This window comes from Flavobacterium chryseum (assembly GCF_004362015.1).
Lineage (GTDB): Bacteria > Bacteroidota > Bacteroidia > Flavobacteriales > Flavobacteriaceae > Flavobacterium.
On sequence record NZ_SNWW01000003.1, the window covers coordinates 243,745 to 262,295 of the forward strand.

General features: G+C 34.9%; 13 protein-coding genes. 1 reads left to right on the forward strand and 12 read right to left on the reverse strand.

Translation table 11 applies throughout. The annotated features are described in order from the left end of the window. Positions 1-7: 7 nt before the first annotated feature. The 11 genes from queG to EV143_RS07620 all read right to left on the reverse strand — a co-directional run bounded on the left by queG (position 8) and on the right by EV143_RS07620 (position 14,810). Positions 8-934, reverse strand: a complete 927-nt coding sequence (gene queG / locus EV143_RS07570; RefSeq protein WP_133507362.1) for a tRNA epoxyqueuosine(34) reductase QueG — start codon at positions 932-934, stop codon at positions 8-10. Beyond that, complete coding sequence (locus EV143_RS07575; RefSeq protein ID WP_133507363.1) at positions 931-2,277, reverse strand: cytochrome P450; 1,347 nt, start codon at positions 2,275-2,277, stop codon at positions 931-933. Before EV143_RS07575 ends, queG begins: the two co-directional genes overlap by 4 nt. An 11-nt stretch (positions 2,278-2,288) precedes the next feature. Further along, positions 2,289-3,311, reverse strand: coding sequence for a Holliday junction branch migration DNA helicase RuvB (gene ruvB / locus EV143_RS07580; protein ID WP_133507364.1), 1,023 nt, complete (start codon positions 3,309-3,311; stop codon positions 2,289-2,291). A gap of 110 nt (positions 3,312-3,421) precedes the next feature. Further along, positions 3,422-5,224 (reverse strand): cytochrome c oxidase subunit I, encoded by a 1,803-nt coding sequence (locus EV143_RS07585; RefSeq protein ID WP_133507365.1) that lies wholly within the window; start codon positions 5,222-5,224, stop codon positions 3,422-3,424. A gap of 30 nt (positions 5,225-5,254) precedes the next feature. Continuing rightward, positions 5,255-6,442, reverse strand: a complete 1,188-nt coding sequence (locus EV143_RS07590) for a cytochrome c oxidase subunit II (protein ID WP_133507366.1) — start codon at positions 6,440-6,442, stop codon at positions 5,255-5,257. A 19-nt stretch (positions 6,443-6,461) separates the two neighbouring features. Continuing rightward, complete coding sequence (locus EV143_RS07595; protein WP_133507367.1) at positions 6,462-7,856, reverse strand: DUF4779 domain-containing protein; 1,395 nt, start codon at positions 7,854-7,856, stop codon at positions 6,462-6,464. A gap of 27 nt (positions 7,857-7,883) precedes the next feature. Then, complete coding sequence (locus EV143_RS07600; protein WP_133507368.1) at positions 7,884-8,429, reverse strand: c-type cytochrome; 546 nt, start codon at positions 8,427-8,429, stop codon at positions 7,884-7,886. 8 nt (positions 8,430-8,437) lie between these two features. Next, positions 8,438-8,962: a DUF3341 domain-containing protein gene (locus tag EV143_RS07605; protein WP_133507369.1), complete on the reverse strand. Its 525-nt coding sequence runs from the start codon at positions 8,960-8,962 to the stop codon at positions 8,438-8,440. Then, positions 8,955-10,355: an NrfD/PsrC family molybdoenzyme membrane anchor subunit gene (nrfD, locus tag EV143_RS07610; RefSeq protein ID WP_089048078.1), complete on the reverse strand. Its 1,401-nt coding sequence runs from the start codon at positions 10,353-10,355 to the stop codon at positions 8,955-8,957. Before nrfD ends, EV143_RS07605 begins: the two co-directional genes overlap by 8 nt. Before the next feature lie 34 nt (positions 10,356-10,389). Next, positions 10,390-13,443, reverse strand: a complete 3,054-nt coding sequence (locus EV143_RS07615; RefSeq protein ID WP_133507370.1) for a TAT-variant-translocated molybdopterin oxidoreductase — start codon at positions 13,441-13,443, stop codon at positions 10,390-10,392. Between the two features lie 32 nt (positions 13,444-13,475). Further along, positions 13,476-14,810 (reverse strand): c-type cytochrome, encoded by a 1,335-nt coding sequence (locus tag EV143_RS07620; RefSeq protein ID WP_133507371.1) that lies wholly within the window; start codon positions 14,808-14,810, stop codon positions 13,476-13,478. Positions 14,811-15,029: 219 nt separating this feature from the next. Between EV143_RS07620 and EV143_RS07625 the strand changes: the two genes are divergently transcribed. Further along, positions 15,030-15,419, forward strand: a complete 390-nt coding sequence (locus tag EV143_RS07625) for an SPOR domain-containing protein (RefSeq protein ID WP_133507372.1) — start codon at positions 15,030-15,032, stop codon at positions 15,417-15,419. Between the two features lie 233 nt (positions 15,420-15,652). Here EV143_RS07625 and infB read toward each other — a convergent pair whose 3' ends face one another. Further along, positions 15,653-18,538: a translation initiation factor IF-2 gene (gene infB, locus EV143_RS07630; RefSeq protein ID WP_133507373.1), complete on the reverse strand. Its 2,886-nt coding sequence runs from the start codon at positions 18,536-18,538 to the stop codon at positions 15,653-15,655. Positions 18,539-18,551 lie beyond the last annotated feature (13 nt).

Consider the following 18,551-nt stretch of genomic DNA (forward strand, 5'->3'; position numbering starts at 1 on the left):
CCGGAATTTATTCCAAAAATTTAATATTGCGTTTTAAACCTTCAAATTTTGTTCTTTTGATGGGGGAATTTTTAAAAACAGAGCGAAAAGTTTCTTCAGTAATTTCAATCCAGTCTTTTTTAGAGAAAGAAAGCACTTCAGGATTTGGATTAAATAATGGTTCCGAGTGAGATTTTGAGAATCTATTCCACGGGCAAACATCCTGGCAAGTATCACAACCAAACATCCAATCATCAAATTTTCCTTTCATTTCATAAGGAATATTTTCTTTAAGTTCAATGGTGTAATAAGAGATGCATTTGCTGCCGTCAATTACATGAGGCGCAACTATAGCTTGTGTGGGACAAGCGTCTATACAAGCTGTACATGAACCACAATGATCTGTGGTCGCATGATCATATTCTAAATCTAAATCAAGTATTAGTTCCGCAATAAAATAAAAAGAACCCACTTTTTGAGTGATTAAATTACCGCTTTTACCAATCCATCCTAAGCCGCTTTTGGCTGCCCATGCTCTGTCTAAAACAGGTGCCGAATCGACAAAAGCACGTCCGGAAACATCTCCAATATTCTCCTGAATAGAAAAAAGTAGTTCTTTTAATTTTTCTTTAATTACAAAATGATAATCCTGCCCGTAAGCGTATTTTGAGATTTTAAAACTTTCCTGACTTTGAGTTTCAGGAGGATAATAATTTAGTAAAAGTGATACCACACTCTTTGCATCGTCTACCAGCAAGGTTGGATCTAAGCGTTTTTCAAAATGATTTTCCATGTAGGCCATCTGGCCATGATGGTTTTTATTTAGCCAATTTTCAAGTCGAGGCGCTTCCTCTTCTAAAAAACCTGCTTTAGATATACCACAAGCAAGAAAACCAAGTCTGTTTGCTTCTGATTTTATAAATTCTGAATATGTTTCTTTAGAATTAATGCTCATCTTTTTGATAATGAAACTTCTACGTCAACAGGTTTTAATGTAATCAAAGGATTAATCTTAACATTATCACTGTTAGATTTGATTACGTATTTTTTTACTACATGAACAATAGTCAGACACATTTCGTAAATAGCAAATCCTGAACCAATGCACATTCTAGGCCCAGCTCCAAAGGGATAAAAATACTGCATCGAAATCTTCTTCTGATCACCAAGAAAACGCTCGGGATCAAATTCATCCGGATTCTTCCAGTATTTAGGATTTCTATGTAGTTCATAAAATGAAACACCAATTAAAGTCCCTTTTTTTATATTAAATCCAGCAAGTGTATCATCTTCTACATTTTGCCTGTCAGTAATCCAGGCTGGCGGATACAATCGCATTGCTTCATTCAAAACAGCATTTGTGTACGTCATTTTTTGAAGTTGCTCAACAATATTATCTGTTTGAGACTCAATTTCTTTTATTTCCTCAAATACTTTTTGTTGCACCTCCGCATGTCTTCCTAAAAGATGAACAGCGAAAGTCAATGCATTTGCAGTGGTTTCGTGTCCCGCAATAAATAGAATTTTTATTTCATCAATTAACTGGTTTATTGACATTGGTTCTCCCGTATCTTCATAACGGGTTTCAAGAAGCATGTTTAGCAAATCATTAAATTCCTCTTTAGAAGAATTTCTAATTTCAATAATTTCTTTAATAATAGCATTATTTTCCAATGCCAATTGCTGATGTTTTTTTACCTGACCACTTAACGAAAACCACCATGCTTTATGTGGAAGCCTAATTTCCTTGATTAAGAAGTTTTGAACTTCTTCAATGATAAATTTTATTCTATTTAATTTTTCTTCTGATATTGAAAGCTGAAATAAAGATTTAGCAACAACATTAAACGCCAATTGACTCATTACAGGAAAAAGATCAATTGTTTTTTCTTCCACTAAAGTATCTAATTCTGAGATAATAGTCTGATTCATGTTTTCGACCAACTGATTCATTTTTTGTTTATGAAAAGCAGGCTGAATAAGTCGTCTTTGCTTTAACCAAAAATCGCCATCAACTGTTAAAAGTCCTTTTCCTAAATATTTAGAAAGGTAAACTGATTGAAATTTAGACTTATAATAATTCTTGTGATTTTTCTGCAATATATATTGAGCAACCTCATTATCTCTTGATAAAATTATATACTTTGAAAATCCAATTTTAATGGAAAATGAATCTCCGAATTTATCAAAATATCTTTTATGATACGGAATTGGATTTCTACGCACGCCTTCAGCATCTAATAGAAACCTTCCTATTGACAATTTATTTGGATAATTATATTTTTTACTCTCAGACATTAATATAATTATTAAAACAATCCGCCTTGAATATTGGTGTTTACTTTTCCTAAATGCTTGTATGCTTTCTCAGTAACCTCACGCCCACGTGGTGTACGCATGATAAACCCTTCTTGTATCAAAAACGGCTCATAAACTTCCTCAATAGTTTCACTGCTTTCAGATACAGCTGTGGCTAAAGTAGACAACCCTACAGGACCACCCTTGAATTTATTAATGATGGTTAATAGAATTTTATTATCCATTTCATCAAGTCCATGTGCATCTACATTTAGTGCTTTTAGCGCATAACGTGCAATTTCCAGATCGATAGTTCCATTCCCTTTTATTTGTGCAAAATCACGTACTCTTCGTAACAAGGCATTTGCAATACGAGGTGTCCCACGACTGCGTCCAGCAATTTCAATCGCAGCATCCAATGAAATTGGCATTTTCAATATAGAAGCACTTCTTTCAACAATTGTAGTTAAAAGTTCAGTAGTGTAGTATTGTAATCGGGATGAGATTCCGAAACGCGCACGCATTGGTGCAGTTAATAGCCCTGAACGCGTAGTGGCACCAATAAGTGTAAAAGGATTCAGATTGATCTGTACCGTCCTTGCGTTTGGTCCCGATTCAATCATAATATCAATTTTAAAATCCTCCATTGCCGAATATAAATATTCTTCCACAATAGGACTCAAACGGTGAATTTCATCAATGAATAATACATCTCTTTCGTCCAGATTAGTCAGCAAACCTGCCAAGTCTCCAGGTTTATCCAAAACAGGCCCTGAAGTGATTTTAATTCCAACTTCAAGCTCATTCGCTAATATATTCGCCAAAGTAGTTTTTCCTAATCCGGGAGGACCATGAAATAAAGTATGATCAAGCGCTTCACCACGTTGATTGGCAGCAGCAACAAAAACTTTTAAGTTTTCTAAAACTTGATCTTGTCCTGCAAAATCATCAAATGATAACGGACGTAATTTTTTTTCAAGATCTAACTCTTCTGGGTTATATCCTTTTGTTGTAGGATCTAGGTTCTCATTCATTTTACAAAGATAGGCAAAGTAATCAGTATGTAAAATAGTAAAAGTAGACGGTTCAAACTTTAACTAAAACAAAAAAGACTGTCAATAATGACAGTCTTTTTTAAATATTTTTAGTGGTGTAAAACTTCTTCACCTTCTTTCATCGGTACATTTTGCGGTACAAAATCTACATCGTGATTCGGATTACTGTAGTCATATGGCCAACGGTATACATGAGGAATTTCTCCTGGCCAGTTACCGTGAATATGCTCTACCGGAGTTGTCCACTCTAATGTTGTAGATTTCCATGGATTCTGAACTGCTTTCTTACCGTAGAAAATACTACTAAAGAAATTGTATAAGAACACTAATTGAAACGCACCTCCTATAAGAGCAAATGTTGTAATTAAAACATTCACATTTTGTAAATCATCAAATAATGGGAAGTTTGTATTTGTATAATAACGTCTTGGTAAACCAGCTAATCCTATAAAGTGCATTGGGAAAAATACTCCGTAAGCACAAACTGCAGTTACCCAAAAGTGAATGTAACCTAAGTTTTTATTCAACATTCTTCCATACATTTTAGGGAACCAGTGGTAAATACCAGCAAACATTCCGTAAAGTGCAGAGATACCCATTACTAAGTGAAAGTGAGCAATTACAAAGTAAGTATCGTGAACGTTAATATCTAAAGTACTATCTCCTAAAATGATTCCAGTTAAACCTCCAGTGATGAAAGTAGAAACCATTCCGATAGAGAATAACATTGCAGGGTTAAATTGTAAGTTACCTTTCCATAAAGTTGTAATCCAGTTGAACGCTTTTACAGCAGACGGAATTGCAATCAATAAAGTTGTAAAGGTAAACACAGATCCTAAGAAAGGATTCATACCTGAAATAAACATATGGTGACCCCAAACAATAGTAGATAAGAATGCAATTGCAAGAACTGACATAATCATCGCTCTGTATCCGAAGATTGGTTTACGAGAATTCGTAGCCATAATTTCAGAAACAAGTCCCATTGCAGGTAAGATTACGATGTAAACCTCAGGGTGACCCAAGAACCAGAATAAGTGTTCGAATAATACTGGAGATCCACCTTGATAGTGTAAAACTTCACCAGCAATATAAATATCAGATAAGAAGAATGATGTACCAAAACTTCTATCGAAAATCAATAATAAAGCAGCAGACAATAATACTGGAAATGAAATAACACCAATAATAGCTGTTACGAAAAATGTCCAGATTGTAAGCGGAAGTCTAGTCATAGACATTCCTTTTGTTCTTAAGTTGATAACTGTTACAATGTAGTTTAAAGATCCCATTAATGAAGATGCAATAAAGATAGCCATTGAAACTAACCATAAAGTCATACCTGTTCCAGAACCTGGAATTGCTTGTGGTAAAGCACTTAATGGAGGATAAATTGTCCAACCCGCAGAAGCTGGTCCAGCTTCAACAAATAATGAACTCAACATAATTACTGCAGATAAGAAAAACAACCAGTATGAAATCATATTCATAAAACCAGAAGCCATATCTCTAGCTCCAATTTGAAGCGGAATAAGTAAGTTACTAAAAGTACCACTCAAACCAGCTGTCAGTACAAAGAATACCATTATGGTACCGTGAATTGTAACTAAAGCCAAATAAATATCATTAGCCATTACACCATCTGGTGCAAATTTATCTCCCAATAAAACATTAAAGATTTTGAAAGACTCTTCCGGCCATGCTAATTGCATTCTAAAAAGCAAGGACATTGCAATACCAATTATACCCATAATAATACCGGTAATTAAGTATTGCTTAGCAATCATTTTGTGATCAATACTAAAGATATATTTAGTAATGAAAGTGTCTTTATGATGATGTTCGTGCTCGTGATCGTGTCCGTGATCGTGATCGTGCGCTTCTGCTGACATATATGTATACTTTAAATTTTCTTAATAATATTATTTCATAGCAACTTTAGCTACAACTGCTTTAGCAGTATCGATAACTGCTTTCACAGTATCTTTAGTAACGCTACTATCTTTAGTTTTCTCAACTCCCTCAGCTGGTTTTGCAGCAGCCGCAGCCGCTTTAATATCCTGAGCTAAAGTAGTTTTCTCGCTTAACCATTTTTTGTAATCTTCCGGAGAATCAACTACAACTTTCATTTGCATGTTATAATGAGAAGCTCCACAAATCTTATTACATAATAATAAATAATCAAATGTATAAGGATCTAAAGCTGTACCACCTTTTGCAAGTAACTCAGTGCTTTTTTCAGCTCTTAGTTTATTGATATGAGCAACCTTTTCAATCATAAAAGGCAACTCTCTATATTCGGCAGTTGTGTAAGTTGGAATAAAAGCAAATTCCGTAACCATTCCTGGAACACAGTTCATTTGCGCTCTAAAGTGAGGCATATAAGCTGAGTGTAATACATCCTGAGAACGCATTTTGAAATGTATTTTTTTACCTTTTGGAATATGCAACTCAGAAACAATAATATCATCCTGAGCATTAGGATCAGACATATCAACACCTAGTGTATTAATACCTTCGATTAAACGTACGTTAGCTTTTCCTAAAACATTATCGTTTCCAGCATATCTTGCTGTCCATTTAAATTGTTGAGCGTATAATTCGATTTCGATTACGTCTTCATCTTTATCAACAAACATAATGTTGTTCCAAGCATATAATCCGTAAAGAATTAAACAAGCTAAAACTACAGATGGAATAATACTCCAGATTGCTTCTAATTTGTTGCTATCAGCAAAGAATAATGCTTTCTTATCTTTGTTCCCTCTATTTTTAAAAGAAAACCAGTATAATAAACCTTGTGTAATAAATTGAACTACAAAAATTAAAACCCAAGTAATATTCATTAAATTATCAACTAAAAGTCCATGCTCTGAAGCAGGAGTATGAAGTGCTAAACCACCCCATTTTAGTAAACCGTAAATCGTAAATATATAAATGAAAGCTAAAAAGCCAAACATAATATATCCCTGAACATTATTATCATTATCTGATGCAACCTGTGAATCGTCCGAAGAAGATCCTACTTGAGTAAGATCAAATATCTTGGTCAATTGCCACAATGCAACTGCTAATAAAACTAAAACTATAATTACCAACAAACTTGTCATCTGTTTACTTCTTTAAATATTAATAATGAAAATGTTTACTTTCTTCAATGAAAGGATTTCTTTTTGCCAACAAAGGAGCTTTAGTCAATGCTGTAAATACAACAAAAATAAATAAACCTAAGAAGAAAAGTATAGATGCAATTTCAGGAACTCCAATAAACCATTTGTCTCCAACTGTACCTGGCATAATCATATTAAAGAAATCAACATAGTGACCCAATAAGATAACAGTACCCGCCATTACAATAACCCAGCTAAGACGTTTAAAGTCAGTATTTACTAAAATCAATAATGGGAAAACAAAGTTCATAACCACAGCACCAAAGAAAGGTAAGTTATATAATTGAATTCTTGTGATAAAATAAGTAACCTCCTCAGGAATATTTGCATACCAGATCAACATAAATTGAGAAAACCATAAGTATGTCCAGAAGATACTAATACCAAACATAAATTTAGCTAAATCATGGATGTGACTAGTGTTTACATATTCTAAATATCCTTTAGATTTTAAGTATATTGTAACTAATGCAATAGCGGTAATTCCACTTACAAAGAAGGAAGCAAAAACATACCATCCGAATAAAGTACTGAACCAGTGTGGATCAAATGACATAATCCAGTCCCAAGACATAATAGACTCAGAAACAATAAAGAACACTAAGAATCCAGCAGATAATTTAAAGTTCTTTTTGTAATTTAAATCATCATTAGCTTCGTCTTGAGCTAAACAATTTTTTCTAGAATAATGACGGTATAAATTCCATCCTAATAAAAAGATAGCTGCTCTAGCGATCCAGAAAGGAAAATTTAAATAACCATGCTTACCAGCAATAATTTCATCATAATTAGCACTCTTAGGATCTGTAACTCCTTCCCCTAGCCATACAAAAATATGATTAAAGTGTAAACCACAAAGAATCAAAATGATAAAAAATATTACAGAAGCCACAGGTAAATAAGCGGTAATTCCTTGCATAACTCTAAATAAAACCGGAGACCAACCTGCCTGAGCAACTTGTTGAATAGCATAAAATGCTAAAACTCCCATAGAAAGTAGTAAAAAGAAAATACAAGCAACGTACAAAGCAGACCATGGCTTATTTTGCAATTGGTGCAATACGTGAGTTAAATGTTTTTCATGCTCAGCAGCAGCATTAACTTTTTCATGCTCGCCACCTTTGTGCGATTCATGCGAAGCTTCAGCAGCTTCGTGGTGTCCAGCTTCTTGATGTGAAGCTTCTGCTGTTGCTTCATGTGCAGCACCATGCGATCCATGTGCATCTGCAGCTAGAATTTTTTCAACTTCTTGAATATCTTTAGGAGCAGTTAAAAAACCATATCCAATTCCTAAGACACCAAGTACCATTAGGATGATAGAAAAAGTTTTTAATTTACTTGAAAATGTATACATATCTATTACGATCAGTTTGTTCAACAATTATAATTGGCTTTTTAGTTTTAGAACATAGTCAGCAACTAACCAACGTTCGTGGGCACTTAATTGATTTGCATGTGAACCCATTGCATTTAAACCATAAGTTTCAACATGAAAGATACTTCCTTCAGTGATTTCTCTGTCTTTATAGCTAGGTACTCCAAGAAATTTTTCTCTTTCAACCAATTTACCTTTACCGTTTCCAGATGCACCATGGCAACTGATACAATAAATTTCGAAAAGTTCTTTTCCTTTTCCTGAATTTCTTTCGATAGAATCCAAAGGAGATTTTAAATTAGCTTTAGCCAATTCATAACCCGCTGTTGAATTTTCATATTCATAAGGTTCAAAACCTCTATTGATAGTTCCTACTACAGGAAGCTGTCCTTCTTTTCCACCTTTAAATATTTTTGCTTCTGAATAGGTTTCATAACCTACAGACTCATACATATTAGGGAAATACTGATAGTTTGGTGCCGAATTATTGTGGCAAGATGAAACTAAAATAGTTATACCAACTAAAAGTGTTATTTTATATATCCTTTTCATAGCTACAATTAATTCTTTTCAATTACTTTAACTTCAACTGCTCCTGTACCTTCGAAAAAAGAAACTAGTTCAGATTCGTTATCATTTACAGCAACTTCCATTAAGAAGTGGTCATCTGTTGTTCTTACATCAGGATTTTCCGCTTGTTTAAATGGCCATAATCTACTTCTCATATAAAAAGTAATTACCATTAAGTGGGCAGCAAAAAATACTGTCATTTCAAACATAATTGGCACAAATGATGGCATATTCTGAATGAAACTAAAACTTGGTTTTCCACCGATATCCTGTGGCCAGTCATGAATCATAATATAACTCATCATGAATGTTGCAAAAGATATACCCACACATCCGTATAAGAAAGAACAAATTGCTAATCTTGTAGGTGCTAAACCCATCGCTTTATCCAACCCGTGAACCGGGAATGGAGTAAAAACTTCCTCAATATGATGATGAGCAGCTCTGGTTTTCTTTACTGCGTCCATCAAAATATCATCGTCATTATAAATGGCGTATATTACTTTATTACTCATGATGTGAATCTTTATTTGCTCTTTCTCTAATGTAATTATCTCCTGTTCCTTTCAAAATTGTTTTTACCTCTGCCTGAGCAATTACAGGGAATGTTCTAGAGTATAATAAAAACAATACAAAGAAGAAACCAATTGTTCCGATGAAAATTCCAATATCAACAAATGTTGGTGAAAACATTGTCCAAGAAGATGGAAGGTAATCTCTATGCAAAGAAGTAACAATAATTACGAATCTTTCAAACCACATTCCGATGTTTACTACAATCGAAATGATAAATGAGAACATGATACTTGTTCTTAGTTTCTTAAACCACATAAATTGTGGAGAGAAAACGTTACAAGTCATCATTGACCAGTATGCCCACCAGTAAGGTCCGGTTGCTCTGTTCAAAAATGCATATTGCTCATATTCTACACCTGAATACCAAGCTACAAATAACTCAGTAATATAAGCAACCCCAACGATAGAACCTGTAATCATGATTACAATGTTCATTAACTCGATATGTTGTAGTGTGATATAAGCTTCAAGGTTAGATACTTTTCTCATAACAATCAACAATGTATTTACCATTGCAAATCCTGAGAATACCGCTCCTGCAACGAAGTACGGAGGGAAAATTGTTGTATGCCATCCTGGAATTACAGAAGTAGCAAAGTCCATTGATACAATCGTGTGTACAGAAAGTACAAGTGGTGTAGCTAAACCTGCTAATACCAAAGATACTTCTTCAAAACGCTGCCAGTCTTTTGCTCTTCCACTCCATCCAAAACTTAGGATAGAATAAACTCTTTTATTGAAAGGTGTTATCGCTCTATCACGTAGCATTGCAAAATCAGGTAATAAACCAGTCCACCAGAAAACTAATGAAACCGAAAGATACGTTGAAATTGCGAATACGTCCCAAAGCAATGGTGAGTTAAAGTTTACCCATAAAGATCCAAATTGATTTGGAATAGGTAAAACCCAGTATGCTAACCATGGACGTCCCATGTGAATAATTGGAAATAAACCTGCTTGAACTACTGAGAAGATAGTCATTGCTTCCGCTGAACGGTTAATAGCCATTCTCCAACGTTGACGGAAAAGTAATAATACCGCAGAGATTAATGTACCTGCGTGACCAATACCAACCCACCAAACGAAGTTCGTGATATCCCAAGCCCAACCAACTGTTTTATTTAATCCCCATGTTCCAATACCGGTAGATACGGTGTAAATTATACAACCTAACCCCCAAAGGAAGGCTATTAATGCGATTGAAAATACAATCCACCAATGTTTATTTGCAGGACCTTCAACAGGTGCAGCTACATCTACAGTTACATCGTGATAAGATTTATCACCTATAACTAAAGGTTTTCTAATGGGTGCTTCGTAGTGAGACGACATAATCCTTTATATGTTTCTTAATTAATAATTTATTCTAAGTATTTCTAACTTTAACATGGTAAACCACATTAGGTTTTGTTCCAACATGCTCTAATAAGTGGTATGATCTTTCATCAGCAGCTAATTTAGCTACTTTACTTTCAGCATCATTAACATCACCAAATATCATTGCTCCAGAAGAACAAGCGTTTGAACAAGCTGTTTGGAATTCCCCATCAGCAACTGGACGACCTTCATTTTTTGCTTTTAATTTAGTCGCTTGTGTCATTTGAATACACATAGAACATTTTTCCATTACTCCACGAGAACGAACGTTTACGTCTGGGTTTAATACCATACGACCTAAATCATCATTCATATGATAATCGAATTCAGTGTTTTTGTTGTACAAGAACCAGTTGAAACGACGTACTTTATACGGACAGTTGTTTGCACAATAACGAGTACCAACACATCTGTTGTATGCCATATGATTTTGACCTTCACGACCGTGTGATGTTGCAGCAACAGGACAAACTGTTTCACAAGGTGCGTGATTACAGTGTTGACACATTACCGGCTGAAAAGAAACTTGTGGATTATCCCCAGCTTTTTCCATTTCATTAAACGTAGATAATGAACTAGACAAACCAGCAATATTCTCTTTTCTTTCGTTATCACCTGCAAAAGTGCTTTCAGAAGAATAATATCTATCGATACGCAACCAGTGCATATCACGACTTCTTCTTACCTCTGCTTTTCCTACAACAGGAACGTTATTCTCAGCGTGACAAGCAATAACACATGCTCCACATCCTGTACAAGCGTTTAAGTCGATTGAAAGATTAAAGTGATGTCCTGTAGAACGATCAAATGATTCCCATAAATCAACTGTTGTAGCTTCAACTTCCTGGTGATCTAAAGACACCATTGGTTGTTCATTCCAATGTTCAGCATCTTTGGTGTTAAATATCTCTAAGGTAGTTTCCTTAATGATATCTCCTCTACCCATTAATGTTTTTTGCCCTTGAACACAAGCAAACTCATGTACTCCATTAGCTTTAGCAATAGAAACAGACTGAACACTATTAAAGTTTTTATATAAAGCGTAAGCATTTAAACCTACTTGCATTTCTTCTTTTAAAGCCGCTTTGCGACCATATCCAAGTGCTAAACCAACTGTACCAACAGCTTGTCCTGGCTGAACTATTACTGGAACGTTTTCTAACTTAGAACCATCAGCAGTAGTAATTGTAGCATAACTTCCGTTTAAACCTCCGTTTGCAACAATTTCATTTGACAATCCAAGGTTTTTAGCATCAGCATTAGAAACTGTTACATAGTTATCCCAAGAAACTCTTGTAATTGGATCCGGAAACTCTTGCAACCAAGGATTGTTTGCTTGTTGTCCATCACCCATACCCGTTTTAGTATACAATACTAATTCGAAATCTCCAGTTGATCTTGATTTTGAAACTGCATTTGCAGCAGCAGAATAATCAAAAGAACCAGCAACTAAACCAGTAGAGCCAATTACAAAAACACCGTCATGTAATACTTTATTCCAAGAAGAACCAGCAATAATTCCAGCTGAATTAACTTTAAGATAATCGTAAAAATTTCCGGCAACTCCGTTTAATGATAATAAAACGTCCTGAAATTGTTTTGTATTAAATATAGGGCGAATAGTTGGCTGAGTCAAGCTATAAGTTCCTTTTGTAATTTCAACATCTCCCCAAGATTCTAAGTAATGAGGTGCAGGAGCAGCAATTGTAGTAATTGAAGCTGTTTCATCTTCTTTTAAAGAAAAAGCAACTGAAGTTTTTACTTTTTTCAATCCAGATACAAAAGAAGCTGAATCAGCTAATGTATAAACTGGATTAACACCACTCATGATTAAAGTATGAACACTTCCAGCGTTCAGATCTTTTATTAATTGAGATACAATAGCATCAGAACCTTTTCTAATTTGTCTTGTACCACCCGTATTAAAAGCTTCACTAGCCAATACCTGATTGATCGCTAAAACTAATAATTGAGCATTTTTATCTTCAATTCCAGAAACTAAAACTCCTTTAGATCCTGCAGCTTTTAATTGTTGTGCAGCTTTAATAACTTCTGCTTTGTAAGCAGCGTCTAAAGAAACAGGAACAGAAGCACCGGCAACAATATTATATATTTGAACTAAAGCTTGTTTTTGATTAGCAATAGTCATTGGAACACGCTTATCAGCAGCAGCTCCGGATAATGTCATATTTGATTCAAACTGAAAGTGACGAGACATTTTTCCGTTTTGAGGAATACGTCCTTTTGCATATCCAGCATCGTAGCTACCACCTTGCCAATCTCCTAAGAAATCAGCTCCAACAGAAACGATTAAAGAAGCTTTTGAAAAATCATAATCAACTAAAGCTCTTTCACCATAAACCGTTTCAAATGCATCCAATGCGTCAGATGAAGAAACTGCATCATAAACAACATGTTTTGCATTAGGATTTTTAGCTATAAATTCAGCAATTAATTTTTCAGTAGATGGACTCGCCAAAGTATTTGTCAACAACACTACTTGCCCACCTTTTGCTTTTGCATCAGCAAGACTTGATTTAATTTTTAAATCAACAGCAGACCAGCTACTATTTTTTCCATCCAATTTAGGCTCTTTCAAACGCATGCTATCATATAATGACAGTATAGACGCATGAATTCTAGCATTGGCTGAAAACTTAGCTCCAGAAATAGTATTGTTATCAATTTTAATTGGACGACCCTCGCGAGTTTTTACCAAAAGATTAGCAAAATCAAAACCATCAAAAACAGTTGTTGCATAGTAATCTGCAACACCAGGAATGATTTGTTCCGGTTGTAATACGTATGGTATAGACTTGTGAACAGGACCTTCGCAGGCAGCAAGTGTAACAGCTGCAGTACTAAATCCTACGTACTTTAAAAAGTCACGACGTGAAGTTCCAGATGTTGCTAAAGCATCTGCATTTCCTAAAAATTCATCAGTAGGAATTTCTTCAACAAATTCGTTATTTCTAAGCGCCTCAACAATAGAACTATTTTCTAGTTCTTCAACACTTTTCCAGTATTTTTTGTTTGATGACATTGTATATAAATATTAAAATCTTAATAATTCGATTAATAGTGGCATTTACCGCATTCTAAACCTCCCATTTGCGCTGCAGTCAATTTCTCTACACCGTATTTTTTAGAAAGTTCAGCATGAATTTTATCATAATATGCATTTCCTTCCATCTTAACATCAGTTTTTCTATGGCAATCAACGCACCATCCCATTGTTAATTTAGAATATTGCTTCATGATTTCAAATTCCTGCACTGGACCGTGACAAGTTTGACATTCAACTCCGGCAACAGAAACATGTTGCGAGTGATTGAAGTAAACAAAATCAGGCAGATTATGAATACGAACCCATTTTACTGGCTGTGTTTTTCCAGTGTAAGCTTGCTTAGTTTTATCCCATCCAACAGCGTCATATAATTTTTGAATCTGCTCATCGTAAAAAGCTTTGCTGTATTCAGCAGTAGCAGTAGTTTCAGCAACTTCTGAAATGTTTTTATGACAGTTCATACAAACATTTAAAGATGGTATACCTGCATTTTTACTTACACGTGCAGCAGAGTGACAATATTTACAATTGATTTCATTATCACCAGCGTGAATTTTATGAGAATAATGAATAGGCTGGATTGGCTCGTAGTTTTGATCTACACCTACTTGCATTAAGTACGCATACACAAAGTAACCACTCGCTAAAAGCAAAAATATTGAAGTTACTAAAACCAAGAATTGATTTTTAGCAAATGCTTTCCAGATTGGAGTTCTCGCTTCTCTTGGCGCAACTACAATACCATTATTACCTGCAACCTTAGTTAATACTTTGTTCACCATGAACAACATCACAACTAAAATAGCCATAACAAGAGCAAGAGCACCTAAAATAATATTATTAGAAATCCCACTTCCTTCTTGTTGAGGACCAGTTGGCAATGCTGGATTACCAGGCCCACCTGTAGCAGGTTCAGCTTTTACTTCAGAGGTATAAGCGATAATATTATCAATATCTCCAGTTGATAATTGAGGAAAAGGAGTCATTACTGACTTGTTGTTTTCTTCAAAAAGTTTAACAGCAACAGCATCTCCTGACTTAATAAGTTCAGAGCTATTATGAACCCATTTGTAGATCCAAGCCATTTCGTGCTTACCAGCAACTCCTCTTAAAGCAGGACCTGTTGATTTAGCATCTAATTTGTGACATGCAGCGCAATTTGCATTAAAAAGTTCCTTCCCTTTTACTGGATCACCACCTGTTGTTGCGGCCGGAGCAGCAGCTGCAGGTGCCGCCGGAGCAGCAGCTTCTTGAGCAAATGAAGTTAGGGAGAAAATCAGCGTTAGCGATAAGCTAAGCAGCAATTTTCTTGAGATCGAATTATGGTTACCCACCTTTTTCATATAGTATAATAATTATCTACTAATTTTTGGTATGGTTTTTTCTATATTAATTTAGTAAAAACCGAACACCTTCTTTTAAAACTTGCACAAAAATACGACTTATGAACTATTCTCAAAACCTTAAAATACTCTTAAATATCAATTTATATCAATTCTAAATAATATTAATATTTTCAATACAAACTTTAAATACTATTTTTGCATAAAAACCATCACATTATGAGAATTTTAACCCCTTCAAAAAGAGTTTTCTTAACAATTCCAATGATTCTTTTAGCATGTAACATTCATGCTCAAGACCAAAATTTAACACTTAATCAAGACCCTAAATTTGAACAATTACTTAATGACAAACGTAAAATTAACACGTCGTTAAGTACAAACGATACATATAAAATTCAAATTTTCAGTGGGAAAGGCGAGGAAGCAAAAAAAACATTAACTGAATTTAAAAGACAATTTACCGACGTTGATGGCACTATAATTTTTAATACTCCAAACTATAAAGTTTGGGTTGGAAATTTCAGAACGAGAATTGAAGCAGAACGAAATTTAGCTGAAATTAAGAAAAACTACAAAAGCGTTTTCTTAATTAAACCAACCAAATAAAAACTCAAAAATAATAAATTTAAAACCACTCTAACAGTGGTTTTTTTTATGCGTTAAGTTTTCAAAAACTAAGTCTAGGATAGTTATAAATCGCCCCCTAATATTGATTTAAAACGCTTCTTAGCCATTAAAATATCAAAATCTAATCTACCCAAATCCTAAGTTTATAAGAAAAGATTAAACCAAAAAAAGTCCCAATTCACATTGGGACTTTTTTAATATAGTATTGAATTTTATTTCAATTTCTTTTTGATAGCAACTTCATGGTACGCCTCAATAACATCTCTTTCTTCAATATCGTTATATCCTTTAATTTGGATACCACAATCGTAACCTTTAGAAACTTCTTTAACATCATCTTTGAAACGTTTCAGAGCAACAAGCTCACCTGTATGAACCACTACTCCCTCTCTAATAACTCTAATTTTAGAAGTTCTCATGATTTTACCATCCATCACCATACAACCTGCGATTGAACCCACTTTAGAAATTTTGAAAATCTCACGAATTTCAGCAGTTCCTAAAATTTCTTCTTTCATTTCTGGAGCTAACATTCCTTCCATCGCATCTTTTAAGTCATCGATAGCAGCGTAGATAATAGAATAGTAACGGATATCGATTTCTTCTTTATCTGCAAGTTGTCTTGCATTTCCAGCAGGACGAACATTAAATCCAATAATGATCGCGTCAGAAGCAGAAGCCAACATAACGTCAGTTTCGGTAATTGCTCCAACACCTTTATGAATAATATTAATTTGAATTTCTTCTGTAGAAAGTTTAGAGAATGAATCTGATAATGCTTCAACAGATCCATCAACGTCTCCTTTAAGGATTACGTTCAATTCTTTAAACTGACCAAGAGCGATACGACGACCAATTTCATCAAGTGTAATATGACGTTGAGTACGTACAGATTGTTCACGCATTAATTGAGAACGTTTAGATGCAATTTGTTTTGCTTCTTTTTCGTCTTCAAAAACGTTGAATTTATCACCCGCAGTTGCAGCACCATCTAAACCTAAAACTGATACCGGAGTCGAAGGACCTGCCTCTATAACGATATGCCCTCTTTCATCATGCATGGCTTTAATTTTACCATGGTGTTTTCCAGCCAACATATAATCTCCAACTTTTAAAGTTCCGTGTTGAACTAAAATTGTTGATACATATCCTTTTCCTTTATCCAAGAAAGCTTCAACTACAGTTCCCTGAGCTGCTTTGTTTGGATTAGATTTTAAATCTAAAATTTCAGCTTCTAATAAAACTTTTTCTAATAATTCTTTTACACCTGTTCCAACTTTTGCAGAAATATCATGTGACTGAATTTTTCCACCCCAATCTTCAACAAGTAAATTCATACCAGCCAAACGCTCTTTGATTTTTTCAACATTAGCATTTGGTTTATCAATTTTATTGATTGCAAATATAATTGGCACTCCCGCAGCTTGTGCGTGAGAAATTGCTTCTTTTGTTTGTGGCATGATGTCATCATCCGCCGCTACAACGATAATCGCGATATCGGTAACTTGAGCTCCACGTGCACGCATCGCGGTAAACGCCTCGTGACCTGGTGTATCTAAGAATGCGATTTTTTGACCATTATCTAAAGTTACTCCGTAAGCTCCAATGTGTTGTGTAATACCTCCAGACTCACCAGCGATAACATTTTCTTTACGAATATAATCCAGTAAAGATGTTTTACCGTGATCGACGTGACCCATTACAGTAACAATCGGTGCTCTCACAACTAAATCTTCTTCTTTATCTGCAACTACTTCAATAGCTTCTTCGATATCAACGGTGATGAATTCCACTTCATAACCAAACTCATCAGCTACAATAGTTAAAGTTTCAGCATCTAAACGTTGGTTCATGGTTACCATGATACCAAGAGACATACAAGTTCCAATTACTTTGGTAATCGGCACATCCATCATTATGGCAATTTCACCTACTGTAACGAATTCTGTAACTTTAATAGTTTTACTTCCTTCATCAATAGCTCTTTGCTCTTCATCAGATTTCTGACGGTGCGTATCTCTTTTATCTCTTCTGTATTTAGCAGCTTTTGATTTTCCTCCTTTACCTTGAAGTTTTTCAAGAGTTTCTCTAATTTGGTTTTTTACTTCCTCTTCAGTAGGCTCTACTTTTGCTACAATTGCAGGACGATTTCCTTTTACGAAACCAGGTCTTGCACTTCTGTTAGCATTAAAACCTCCACCAGTACCTCCGGTATTTGGCGTAATTTTGTTAGGATTTGGAGTTCCCGGCGCATGACCTGTAGCAGGTTTTGGTGCACCCGGCGCTCCTGGTTTAGGAGCAATTCTTTTACGCTTATTTTTGTTAGCGTTATTATTTGCACCTGGAGCTCCTGGTTTATTAGGAGTGATTTTCGGATCTTCTTTCTTTTTCTTCGGCTTATTAAATTGAGATAAATCAATTGTTTGCCCAGTAAGTGTAGTTCCTGATAATTTTTGATATTGAGTAGTGATAGTCTCTTCAGCAGTTGACGGATCTGTTGCAACAACAGGTTCTTGTGTTACTACTTTAGGAGCTTCAGCTTTTACTTCTTTTTTCTCTGTAATAATAGGTTTTTCTACCTTTTTCTCTTCAGAAATTACAGGAGCAGTTGGCTCAGGCTGTACAACTTCTTTCTGAGCAGGTTTTTCTGGTTGAGTTGGAGCAACAACTGCTTTTGGTTCTTCAGCCTTAACTGGTTCCTCAACAGGCGGAGAAACAACTGTAGGTTTCTTTGGATTCAAATCAATTTTACCAACTTGAACAGGTCCTGTTACAACAGCTTTCGCTTTGATAACCTCTTGTTGTTTTTGACGCTCTTCGTCTTGTCTGCGTTTGTCTTCAATTTCTTTCTCACGTTCAACACGCAATGCTTCTTTTTCTTTTCTTTTCTCTTCTCCTACCTCTTTAGAAGCTTCCTTATTCCCCTTATCGCCCGCAAATTGGCTTTGTAGGATATTAAATTCGCTATCAGAAATTTTCGCATTTGGATTTGCATCAATAGCAATTCCCTTATCTTTTAGATAATCAACAGCTCTTTCTAACGAAATATTTAATTCCCTTAAAACCTTGTTTATTCTTATTACTCTCTCTTCAGACATATAACCTTTTTAT